Origin of the sequence: Rhodococcus rhodnii NBRC 100604, from assembly GCF_001894925.1 — a bacterium.
GTDB lineage: Bacteria > Actinomycetota > Actinomycetes > Mycobacteriales > Mycobacteriaceae > Rhodococcus_F > Rhodococcus_F rhodnii.
Genome location: NZ_BCXD01000030.1, coordinates 1 through 11,866, shown reverse-complemented (window position 1 = coordinate 11,866; position 11,866 = coordinate 1). Strand labels below are relative to the sequence as shown.

The 11,866-nt window shown below is 68.9% G+C and carries 9 protein-coding genes and 1 pseudogene; 1 reads left to right on the top strand and 9 read right to left on the bottom strand.

Annotated features, from left to right (window positions below; translation table 11 throughout):
• Positions 1 to 15 precede the first annotated feature (15 nt).
• The 6 genes from cynS to RR1_RS18290 form a co-directional block, all read right to left on the bottom strand.
• A complete protein-coding gene (gene cynS, locus RR1_RS18315; protein ID WP_010836998.1) occupies positions 16 to 468 on the bottom strand; it encodes a cyanase in 453 nt (150 codons plus the stop codon).
• Positions 469 to 577: 109 nt separating this feature from the next.
• Entirely contained in the window at positions 578 to 1,618 is a 1,041-nt protein-coding gene (locus RR1_RS18310) for an aspartate-semialdehyde dehydrogenase (RefSeq protein WP_010836997.1), read from the bottom strand.
• Between the two features lie 3 nt (positions 1,619 to 1,621).
• Positions 1,622 to 2,887, bottom strand: a complete 1,266-nt coding sequence (locus tag RR1_RS18305; protein ID WP_010836996.1) for an aspartate kinase — start codon at positions 2,885 to 2,887, stop codon at positions 1,622 to 1,624.
• A 108-nt stretch (positions 2,888 to 2,995) separates the two neighbouring features.
• Positions 2,996 to 3,796, bottom strand: a complete 801-nt coding sequence (locus RR1_RS18300) for a hypothetical protein (RefSeq protein ID WP_010836995.1) — start codon at positions 3,794 to 3,796, stop codon at positions 2,996 to 2,998.
• Positions 3,797 to 3,906: 110 nt separating this feature from the next.
• Positions 3,907 to 5,949, bottom strand: coding sequence for a neutral/alkaline non-lysosomal ceramidase N-terminal domain-containing protein (locus tag RR1_RS18295; protein WP_010836994.1), 2,043 nt, complete (start codon positions 5,947 to 5,949; stop codon positions 3,907 to 3,909).
• Positions 5,946 to 7,397: a flavin monoamine oxidase family protein gene (locus RR1_RS18290; protein WP_238558934.1), complete on the bottom strand. Its 1,452-nt coding sequence runs from the start codon at positions 7,395 to 7,397 to the stop codon at positions 5,946 to 5,948. Before RR1_RS18290 ends, RR1_RS18295 begins: the two co-directional genes overlap by 4 nt.
• Positions 7,398 to 7,734: 337 nt before the next feature.
• On the opposite strand from RR1_RS18290, the gene RR1_RS18285 reads away from it, so the two are divergent.
• Complete coding sequence (locus RR1_RS18285) at positions 7,735 to 9,756, top strand: CocE/NonD family hydrolase (RefSeq protein WP_040772326.1); 2,022 nt, start codon at positions 7,735 to 7,737, stop codon at positions 9,754 to 9,756.
• Positions 9,757 to 9,784: 28 nt separating this feature from the next.
• Here the strand turns inward: RR1_RS18285 and RR1_RS18280 are convergent, their stop codons facing one another.
• From RR1_RS18280 to RR1_RS22655, 3 genes and pseudogenes are all read right to left on the bottom strand, one after another.
• On the bottom strand, positions 9,785 to 10,618 hold the full coding sequence (locus RR1_RS18280) for a VOC family protein (protein ID WP_010836991.1): 834 nt from the start codon (positions 10,616 to 10,618) through the stop codon (positions 9,785 to 9,787).
• Between the two features lie 24 nt (positions 10,619 to 10,642).
• Complete coding sequence (locus RR1_RS18275) at positions 10,643 to 11,491, bottom strand: SDR family oxidoreductase (protein WP_040772321.1); 849 nt, start codon at positions 11,489 to 11,491, stop codon at positions 10,643 to 10,645.
• Positions 11,455 to 11,866: pseudogene (locus RR1_RS22655) on the bottom strand (hypothetical protein); the annotation flags it as partial. The gene RR1_RS18275 and the pseudogene RR1_RS22655, both read right to left, overlap by 37 nt.

Here is an 11,866-nt window from a genome sequence, read left to right as displayed (position 1 = left end):
TGCCGGATTCCACCCTCACCAGTTGTAATCGAGGAATTTCCCGTCGAGCGTGACGACGACACGATCCCCCTTGGGGTCCTCGCGGCGCTCGATCTCGACGTTGAAGTTGATCGCGCTCATGATGCCGTCGCCGAACTCCTCGTGGATCAGTTCCTTGAGTGCGGGGCCGTAGACGTCGAGCGCCTCGTAGAAGCGGTAGATCGTGGGATCGGTCGGGATCTGCTGCGTGCCGCTGCCGCGATACGGCTGCACCTGCATCGCCTCGACGACGTCGTCGCCGAGTTCGAGGATCTCCCCGATCCTCCACGCGTCGTCGCTCGTGAGCGCATGCTGACCCAGCAGCGCCGCCGTCGTCCACACGACCGGCTTGTCGATGGCGTCGGCGAGGCTGCGCCACGTCGTGCCCTTCACGAACCGCGCACGAGAAACGATCTGTCCGGCTTCCAGTTTGTCGATCATGGCGACCATTGTGGGGCGGCGTGCGCCTGCCCGCACCCGGGCGCGGTTCGCAGCGAACGAGCAGGAACGCACATCGGCCCCGCCCTCGCGAGAGGACGGGGCCGACGCAGCGGTGCGATCAGCTGTTCGCGACGAGGATCTCTGCGATCTGGATCGTGTTGAGCGCAGCTCCCTTTCGGAGGTTGTCCCCCGAGACGAAGAGGGCGAGACCGCGTCCCTCGGGGGCGCCGGGATCCTGCCGGATGCGGCCCACGAACGAGGTGTCCGCGCCCGCCGCCTGCAGCGGTGTGGGGACGTCGGACAGCTCGACGCCGGGCGCCTTCGCGAGGATCTCACGTGCCTGCTCGGGCGTGATCGGGTTCGCGAACTCCGCGTTGATCGAGAGCGAGTGCCCCGTCACGACGGGGACGCGCACGCACGTGCCCGAGACGAGCAGATCGGGAAGGCCGAGGATCTTGCGGCTCTCGTTGCGGAGCTTCTGGTCCTCGTCCGTCTCGCCGCTGCCGTCGTCGACGAGGTCGCCCGCCATCGGCAGCACGTTGAAGGCGATCGGCGCGACGTACTTGTTCGGCGCCGGGAAATCCACGGCGCTGCCGTCGTGGACGAGCTTCTCGGCGTCGTCGATGACGGCACGCGTCTCGGTGAGCAGTTCCTCGACGCCGGCGACGCCGCTGCCCGAGACCGCCTGATAGCTCGACACGATCAGCCGCTGGAGGCCCGCGACGTCGTGCAGCGCCTTGAGGACGGGCATCGCGGCCATCGTCGTGCAGTTCGGGTTCGCAATGATGCCCTTGGGCGGGTTCTTCGTCTCCTCGGGGTTGACCTCGCTCACGACGAGCGGGACCTCCGGGTCCTTACGCCACGCCGACGAGTTGTCGACGACGGTCGCGCCGGCGGCCGCGAAGCGCGGTGCCTGCTCCTTCGAGAGCGTGCCGCCCGCCGAGAACAGGGCGATGTCGATGCCCTTCAGATCCTCGTCCGAGGTGGCGGCGACGTCCTCGACGACGATCTCCTCGCCGCGGAACGGCAGCTTCTTGCCCGCCGACCGCGCCGACGCGAAGAACCGCACCGAGTCGGTAGGGAAGTTGCGCTGCTCGAGCAGCGCGCGCATGACGATGCCGACCTGACCGGTCGCACCGACGACAGCGATGGTGGTCATGATCTATCGCCCCGTTCCGCCGTGGACGACGGCCTCTTCCGCGCCGCCGAGTTCGAATGCAGTGTGGATCGCGCGCACGGCGTCGTCGAGTTCGGTGTCGTCGACGAGGACCGAGATCCGGATCTCCGACGTCGAGATGAGGTCGATGTTGATGCCGGCGTCGGCGAGCGCCTCGCAGAAGGTCGCGGTGACGCCCGGGTGGCTGCGCATACCGGCGCCCACGAGCGAGACCTTGCCGATGAGGTCGTCGTACAGCACCTGGCTGAAGCCGACCTTGTCCTGCAGCTTGCTCAGCATCTCGACGGCACGCGGGCCGTCGGTCTTCGGCAGCGTGAACGTGATGTCCGTCTTGCCGGTCTCGACCTTCGAGATGTTCTGCAGAACCATGTCGATGTTGATCTCCGCCTCGGCGACGGCGCGGAAGATCTGCGCTGCGTAGCCGGGGGTGTCGGGCAGGCCGACGATCGTGATCTTCGCTTCGCTGCGATCGTGCGCAACTCCGGTGATCAGGGCCTCTTCCACAGGAATGTCCTCCATCGATCCGGCCACGATGGTGCCGGGCTTGTCGGTGTACGACGAGCGAACGTGTACGGGCAGGTTGTAACGGCGGGCGTACTCGACGCACCGCAGCATGAGCACCTTGGCGCCGCACGCGGCGAGTTCGAGCATCTCCTCGAACGACACCTTCTCGAGCCGCTGCGCGTCCTTCACGATGCGCGGGTCGGCGGTGTAGACGCCGTCGACGTCGGTGTAGATCTCGCACACGTCGGCGTCGAGGGCCGCAGCGAGCGCGACGGCCGTCGTGTCCGACCCGCCGCGACCGAGCGTCGTGACGTCCTTGCTGTCCTGGCTGACGCCCTGGAAACCGGCGACGAGCACGATCGAGCCCTCGTCGAGCGCGTCCTGGACACGGCCGGGCGTGACGTCGATGATCTTGGCGTTGCCGTGCACGGACGTCGTGATGACACCCGCCTGCGAGCCGGTGAACGAGCGCGCCTGCGCTCCCAGCGAATGGATCGCCATCGCGACGAGCGAGTTCGAGATGCGCTCACCCGAGGTGAGCAGCATGTCCATCTCACGCGCCGGCGGAGCCGGGGAGACCTGCTGGGCGAGATCGAGCAGCTCGTCGGTGGTGTCGCCCATCGCGGAGACGACGACGACGACGTCGTGGCCCGCTTTTTTGGTCTCGACGATCCGTTCAGCAACCCTACGGATTCGTTCGGCCGTTGCGACCGACGATCCGCCGTACTTCTGGACGACGAGAGCCACGCGTACCCACCTCCGGGGCGATAGGGAAATTGCTGGTCCGGGAAGCAACCTTACCGAGAAGGCCGTACGGTCCGGGAAGTGCGTGCACTTCACGGGGGTGTTCGGCCGTCACGCGAAGGCGCGTTCGACCCTCTCCGCGACCGTCGCGAGCGTGCCGCAATTCGTAGCGCGAACAGTGACGACGACGTGCGCGCGGCCCAGCGAGCGGGCGAACTCGTCCACGTCCACGTCCTCGCGAGTGATGTCGATCTCTTTCCCGACCGGGATCACGCGCGTGCAGCCGTCCGGGCCCACGACCGGTTCGTCCGAATGCCCTCGATCGGAGACCGTCCGCAACGAGAGATCGACGCTCGTTCCCGCGTCGTCGGAGCAGTGGAAGGGGCGCGGTGGGCCGGGCGGCCCCGGCACCGGCGCGTCGAGGACGGAACACGGATCGGTGGCGAGCGGATCGGTGGGGCCGCGGCGCCCCTCGCCGGCGTCGAGGATCGCCGCGGCGCCGTCCGCGACGGCCTGCGCCGCGTCGCACGTGTCGACGCCGGGCACCTCCGCGACACGGACCGAACCGTGGCCGCCCGGGACGGTGAACGTCCGCTCGCACAGCCCGCGCGCGAGGTCGGGGCCATCGCTGCGCGCGAACGACGACGGCAGCAGCGACAGCTCGACGCGCACCTCGGTGCCGTCCGGCCGCCGGACGAGCGCGGCACACACCGTCGCTTGCACGGCCGAGCCGTACTGCAGGATCTCGCCGTCCCCCAGTGAGTCCTCGGGCACGAGTGCGCACGGATCGAGCACGCGCACCGCGTCGGCGACCGTCTCGGTGGTCGCCGGCTCGCCCTGCACCGGCGCACAGGCCACCGCGAGTGCGGCCGGTACCGCGATCAGCACCGTCCTCGAGAAATGCCGCGTCATCCCGTGTCCCCCCCGTCCGCCTGCCGAATCACGCAGACACTAGCGCCACGCTCCCCGATTCGCGCTCACGCTCCCCCTGCTGCGGGAGCGTGCGCACCACGGCGGGAGCGTCAGGCGACGGCGAACGGCTCCGTCGCCCCGGCGAACGGCGTCGTCACCCCGCTCGCGGCGCGCGAGTCCCCGAAGTAGCGCAGCCGATAGGTGCCCGGCTGCTGCCCTGCGGGCACGACCCACTCGACCCGGGCTCGCGTCGCGAGGCCCTCGGTGTCGAACCGCAGGAACGTCGCGACGTCCGCATCGGTCGCCACGGTCGACCACGTGGCGCCGTCGCGCCGTTCGACTGCGAGATAGGTGTCGCCGCGCCGCAGCACGTTGTTCGGGTTCGCACCGACGAACACCGCGACGGCCGTCTCCGCCCGCGCGTACGACGCGGCCGGTGCCGTGAGGACGTCGCCGAACGTGCGACCGTCCGGCGCCACGTCGACGGACGGGTTGCCGACGGGCGAGTGCGGGATCCGCCCGATCATGTCGGGCTCGGGTGCACCCGGATCGCTGCGGCGGCCGCTCGCCAGGTCGGTGGCGAGCTCGGTCGCGATCTGGACGACCGCCGGCAACTGGTATCTGCCGAAGATCGTCGAGCCGCCCTCGTACTCCTGCTGGTCGTACTCCTCGGGCGTCGTGACGTAGTGCGCGTATCCGTTGGTGTAGCCCTGGATCTGGACGGCATCCTCGCTTGTGCCGACCGCACTCGCGATCGCGCGGCGCAGCCGCAGGCCCGCCGTCACCGTCGCCTCGAACGGGCACGTGAACAGGTACAGCCCGCCGATCCGGACGAGGTGGAACGGCAGGGTCTGCTGGATCATCCCGTCGATCAGCCCCATCGGCAGCAGAATGTCCTTGGGGTGTTGCGGCTCGGCGAGATGCGGCGGCACGACGACGTCGCCGATGCGGCCGATCAGCGGGTTTCCGCCGTACTCGGCTTCGAAGAACGGCAGATCGTCGCCGCCACCACCGTCCTCGGTGCTGCCCGCGGCGAACGACGCCCCGAGCATCGCGGGCGACAGCCGCTCGTCGCGGCCGGTGCCCGTGTACTGCGCCGCCACGACGAACGACGGCAGGTGCACGTAGCGGTGGCGCTGATCGAGACCCGTCCCCACCGCGGCGCCGCCACCGAGAGCCTCGACCGCCCCGTCGAGCTGACGACGGCCGACGAGGGCCGTCGCCGCGAACGGGTCGTCGCCGATCCCCTCGGTGAGGTTCGGGCTGACGTCGCCGGGCGTCGCCTGACCGAACGCCGCGACGAACGGCTTGCCGTCGCCGCGCATCCCCGGATACAGCTCGGTCTCGGCGAGCAGCGCGGCGTACCCCTTGTTGTCGGAACTCACGAGCGTGTTGTCGGCGGGCAGGGACGTGCCGTGCGTGGAGAACCAGTTGATCGTGCCGACGAGCTCACCGGCTCGCACGATTCCGAGATTGCGTGTCAGCGGATCGATTCCGTTCGGGAACCGCGCGCGGTCGGCATCGGGGTTGCGGGCGAACGCGAGCGGCGAGCGATTACCTCCCCCGAATTCCACGACCCCGATCGACACCGCCAGTTCGGCCGGCGCGAGATCGTCGTGTGCGGCGACGATCGACTCGACGATTCCGGCGACCTGCGCCTCGAAGCTGCGCTGCCGGAAGCCGAGTGCCGTGATGTCGACCATCGCGTGACCGCTCGTCCCGCCGGGGCCCGCGTGGGTGTGCGTCGCGCCGAGCAGGACGTTGCCGCGATGGTAGAGGTCGCCGAATCGCTGCTGGAGACGCCGCACGACCTCTTCGAGGATCGATTGGAACATGAGCCCGACGTCCACCGTGACGTGGGCGATCCGTTCACCGGACGACGGATCCTCGACGACGAACGCCCGCGAGTACTGCCGCAGGTGCAGTCCGCTCGTCGTCTGATCGAGGACGGCGTAACCGAGCATGCCTGCACCGAGGATCTCACCGGTCACGTCGGCCCGGCCGCGTCCGGCCCGAAGCCCGCTCACCTGTGCCCGGGCGAGCGCGCGGGGGCCGAGGAGGGCGGCCGCCGCGGCGAGCGCTCCGGCACCGAGAAACGTTCGTCGCGACAGCGCCGGCATCGCGGCGGCGGTCACCGGTCGGTTCGCGGTCATCTCGACACCGCCACGATCTCGGCTGCCGCGCGTTCGCCTGCACGCACGGCTCCGTCCATGTATCCCGTCCAGTAGTCCGACGTTTCGGTTCCGGCCCAGTGGACGACGCCCGCGGGATCGCGCAGAGCGTGACCGTACGTCGTGAGCACTCCCGGCGCACTGGTCGCGACGGGGCCGCCCCACGACCACTCCTCGTCGTCCCAGCGAAACAGCGAGTAGTCGATGTACTCGCGCGCTTCGTCGCCGAAGTACCCGGCGAAGGCATCGATGCATTCGTCGACGACCTGTTGTTCGGGCGCTCCGTCAAGCCGGGCCATCTCGTCCGCCGACACGAAACCCATGAGGATGTGATTGCCTTCGGCGTAGTTCTCGAACGTCACGTCGGTGGGCGTCGCGTTTCCGAATGCCTGTCCGGAGAGGCCCTTCTCGCGCCACCACGGTCGCTCGTACACCGCCGCGAACTTCCCGATCCGGCCCATCGTGTAGCCCGCACACAGCGCAGCACGCTCGGGAAGAGCGGGGATGTACTCGATCCGGTGCGAGATCGCCGGCGACATCGCCACGACGACACGGCGCGCCGAGAAGGTCCCGGCGTCGGAGACGACGACGGCGTGATCGCCGGCCTGATCGATCGCTCGCACCGGCGCGTCGAACACGATGTGCTCACGCAGCGCCTCGGCCATCCGCAAGGGAATCAGCGCGGCCCCACCGTTGCAGACTCTCTCCTGAGCGCCTCCGGCGGTTCCGAGCAGGCGCGCGACATACGAGGGACCACCGGTGTTCTCGTCGGTCGACGACGCGACGTAGTTCAGCATGTACAACGCCGAGAACTGGTCTCCCTTCACCGACAGCGCCGCCGACGCCGCGAGGTCGAGGACCATCCGTGCGGTCGCCACGGACGTTCGCTGTTCCACCCACTGCCGCCACGTGAGGGCGTCCCACTCCGCCGCACGCGGGTGCCGCCAGGGCTCCCCCACGGGGAAACCGGCACAGATGCCTTCGATCTCGGCGACAACCGGCAGCGCGGCGATCACACCGCCGTCGAGCGGCAGTCCGGGCTGCGCCGCGAAGAGGCGGCGCTGCCCGGAGTTCCAGAACACGCTCGAACCGTCGTCGTACGTCGGCAGTTGCTCGACGCCGTACTCGCGGGCGAGGGCGTCGACGCGATTCTGTGTCGGCCCGATGAACTCGGCTCCCGCATCCGTGGTGAGCCCGAGTCGCGCGGTGGGGTGATTGTGGATTCGTCCGCCGGCACGGCCGCGGGCTTCGAGGACCTTGACCGTGCGGCCTGCGGCGACGAGCGACTTCGCCGCAGCGAGCCCGGATATCCCCGCGCCCACGACGATCGCGTCGTACAGCGTCGGATCGTGCTCGCGTCGCCGCCGGGCTTCTCCAGGCGCGGCGAGCGCGGGCTCCGCGAGCACCATCGCTGCCGCCACTCCACTCATCGCTGCCACGCCTCGAAGGAACAGGCGTCGCGGGATGCCGGAATTCGGCGAATCCCCGCCGCCGAATCGTGCACTCGTCGAGTTTCTCCCCATCGGTGACCTCCCCGCCGCCGAACCGGTTGGACGATTGACCAATTCAGGCATAGTGGCGGACCCTGCGGCCCTTGACAAGAGCCGACACACGATCGACCCACAGGAAACCGCACCGACATCACCACTTTCGGCGACACGCCGTCCAACCCTTGCCACCGCGTGTGACCCCGTTTACAGTCCCCGCAGTCATTCGCCGGGTGACAGCCGGGCGGACCCACGCGACTCGTCGACGACAGGGGTGGCGATGAAGAGGACGCGTTCGCGGCTCGCGGTCACACGATTCGTCGGTACGGCCGCGACGGGACTGCTGGTGGCGGCGACCGCCGTCGCCGTTCCCGCACAGGCGGATCCGCTACCAGACCAGTCGTCGTGGATCGACGCCGCGACCGCCCCGCCGCAGTACCCCGACGTCCACATCGAGTGGGACGTCCCGGTCACGATGAGCGACGGAACCGTCCTGAAGGCCAACGTCTATCGGCCTGCGGACGCGACCGGCGTACCGATCGACGAGCCGATGCCCACCCTGCTCACGATGACGCCGTACACGAAGCTGATCAGCGCACTCGCGGATGCGGCGTTCTCGATCCCCGGGATGTCCGATGCGCTCACCGAACTCGCGGGCGACGTCGACCTGAGCGGAACCGGTGTCTCCGGCCTCGGCGACCTGATCAACACTCTCGACGGCGGTTTCGTTCGCGGCTTCGCGCTCGATCGCGACACCGTACGCAGTGGTTACACACAGGTCGTCGTCGACGTGCGCGGCACCGGTTTCTCGCAGGGCGTGTGGGACGTCTTCCAGGAACGCGAACAGCGCGACAGCGTCGAGACGATCGACTGGGCCGCGGCGCAGCCGTGGTCGGACGGCTCCGTCGGCATGACGGGTGCGTCGTATTCCGGGATCAACCAGCTCCAGGCGGCCGAGAAGCGACCCGAGGCGTTGAAGGCGATCTTCCCGCTGGTACCGGGGAGCGACCTGCTGCGCGACATCATCGCTCCCGGCGGCGGCCTCGGCGTCGGGTTCCTGCCGCCGTGGCTCGCGGGAGTCAACGCACTCAAGCTGATTCCCGACCTCGGCGCACTCGCTCGCGGCGAGTTCGACTGGGCCTGGCTCGCCTCACGCGTCGAGCATCCGACGGTGTTCTTCGACCTCGTCGCCGCCGCGCTGCTCACGCCGACGATCGACGACATCCCGCCGCACATGCGCGATCTGCTCGACGCCGACAGCTCGATCCGCCGCGACTGGAGCGGAAACCCCTCCGCCATCACGATTCCCACGTTCGTCGTGGGTGGGTGGCACGATCTGTTCACCTATTCCGAGCCCCGGATCTACGACGCGATCGACACCGAGCCCGGACGCAAGCAGCTCATGATGGGCGAGTGGTATCACATCTCGGCGACGTCCGGGCTCGGTCGCGACGGCGCACCGCCCCGCCTCGAGGTGTTGCAGCGGGCGTGGTTCGACAAGTGGCTCAAGGGAATCGACAACGGCATCGACGAGTACGGGCCGGTGACGCTGTTCCAGCAGGGCGGCACGTGGCAGCGCAGCGACGCCTTCCCGAATCCCGACGCGGAATACACCCGGCTGCATCTCTCGCCCGAGCCGACCGGGACCGCGCAGTCGGTGCACGACGGCTCGCTCACCAGCGAGCCCTCGGCATCGTCCGAGACGCTCACGGTTGCACCAGGACTCACGACGATGTGCTCTCGCGACGCCGCGCAACAGACTGCGGGCCTGCTCGCGGTGATCGATGCGTGCGGTAAGGACGGCCGGATCGCGCAGACGAATGCGTTGACCTTCACGAGCGCACCGGTCGACCGCGAGACCGTCGTCTCGGGGCCCGTCGGCGTGCATCTCGAGACGATCCTCGACGCGACGGACGGCTACTGGGCGGTGACGCTCGACGACGTCGCACCGGACGGAACGTCTCGTCAGCTGACGTCCGGGCAAGTGACGGCCTCGCTGCGGGCCGTCACCGAGAGCGAGAGCGTGCGGGCACCGAACGGCGACCTCGTCGACCCGGTGCACACCCTCACTCTCGCATCGCGGCAGCCGGTCGTGCCGGGCGAACGCACCGGGATCGACCTCGGTCTCCTCGCGACCGAGGCGGTGATCGCTCCGGGGCATCGGCTCCGCGTCTCGGTCTACGCCGCGAACGTCCCGAAGGGACTGATGCTGCGGCCGCTGCTCAACGAATCCGAACTGCGGCCGCAGCATCTGCTCCTGTCGCCCGATGCCCCGAGTTACATCACCGTCCCGATGCTGTGACGGCGGTCGATCACCCGACGCGGGCAGATCAGTACGGCAGCAGGCTGCGCGCGTGCTCGCGGACGACCCGCTCCTCCGCGGGCAGCGTGAACAGCGTCAACTGCTCGCCCTCGCTCGTGCTCATCCGCAGGCAGTTCTGCTCCCACGGGGTACGGGTGAGCGCGCCGTCGCGACCCACACCGAGCTTCTCGAGCTTCGTCGCGAGCGCCTCGACGGCGTCGGTGTCGGCGAGTTCGACCCGCAGCGCGTGATCTGTTCCGGTCCGCTCCCCCAGTTCGGAATCGTCGACGAGATCCCACTGGTCCTTGTCGAAGAGTTCGATCGCAGCGGGAGCGACGCCGAACAACACGCCACGCTGGCCGCCGGGATGGGTCCAGTCGTCCACGACGGGGAGACCGAGGCCGTCGCGATAGACCTTCACCGCCTCGTCGATGTCGTCCACCTTCAGGCAGATCCGCAGTTCGTCGAACTCCCGGGCCGTCTTGCCCGGGTGCATCGCCGGGCGGCTGATCAGGACGTACGTATGTCCGTCGGGCGCAGTGAAGTGCGACCATGCCGTGCCCCACGACGTGTCGACGCCGTCGTGCACCTCGCCGATGAACTCGACACCCTTCTCTTCGAGCTCGGCGCGAGCGGCGCGCACGTCGTCGACGATGATGCCCGGGACCGGGTGATCGAAAAAGGAATGCTCGTTGTCGGTCGGCTTGAACACCTCGAACGCCGATCCGTCCGGGAAATCGAAGACGACCGCGTTCTCCTGATCCAGCCCCATCGTGAGACCGAGCTTGTTCGCGACGAAGTCGCGCATCTCGTCGTAGTTGCTCGTTCGCGAGCCAACCCAGCGCATACCGTAGATCTTCATTCTCGAGCCCTTCCTGTACGAATGTCACGCCCGCGGCGCGGGTACCTCTGTGTGCTCGTGCCCGATGGCCGGCACCCTGCCGCCGGGCTTCGCGATTCCTCGCACGGACAGTCCGCTGTCCGCGGTGACCAGGGTTCCGGTCATCGCCGCCGAGTACCGGCGGGACGCGAGCAGGGTGAAGATGCCGTCGTAGGCGCTCACGGGTGCGATCTCCTGGAGCGGAAGTGCCCGCTGCGTCCCGTCGAGCACCGAATCGGCGGTGGTCTGGCCGAGGGCGCTCGTTCCCTTCAGCCGCGTCGGTGCGACGCCGGGCGCGACACCGTTGACCCGGACGTCCGGCGCCAACTCGTAGGCGAGCTGCCGGATCAGCCCGTGCACAGCGTGTTTGGACGCCGTGTAGAGCGAACCGCCGCCTCCTGCGTGCGTGCTCGCGAACGAGCCCGTGAGGACGACGCTGCCGCGAGAGGCGACGAGCGCGTCGAGACACGCCCGCACCCCCAGCAGCGGTGCCAGAACGTTCACACCGAAGACCTCGTGGAAGGCTCCGGTGAGACGATCACCGTCGATCTCTTCGAGCGCCGTCGCCGAATCGGTGATGGCGGCGTTCCCGACGAACACGTCGATCCGTCCCCAGGTGTCGAGGGCGGCCGCCGCCGCGGCGATGTTGCCCTCCCACCGCGAGACGTCCGCGACGACGGGGACGACGCGGTCGCCGTATTCGGTTGCGAGAGAGTCGACGTCGGTGGACACGTCCACTGCGACGACGCGCGCTCCTTCGGCGACGAAGGCCCGTGTGACCGATCGGCCGATGCCTGCAGCGGCACCGGTCAGCACGATCACCTGATCGTCGAGTGAATCACCACCCACGGCCATCTCCGTTCCGTTGCTCCCTGATCGAGCGCACCCAAAGTGTATACATAATTGGATTCACTGTCGCGCCGAGCGGGAGGATCAGGGTGCCGGCACGCTGCGCGCCGAATCTCCCTCGCTGTCCGGCGCGTCCGGCACGGTGGCGACAGCGGGTTCCGGGACGCGCCGCGGGCCAGCCGGTACGTGATCGCGTAGACGATCACCGAGAGCGCCAGCACCACCAGCTGCGCACTCTGATTCGCGAGCAGCGGCACGCCGGGTGCTTCGAGCAACACGATCCCGATGATCGACGGCACGATCCATGCGATGAGCCCCCAGCCGATGCGAGGCACGTCGTCGCCGAGGTCCGGGCCGTACTTTCGGTCGTACGCACTCACT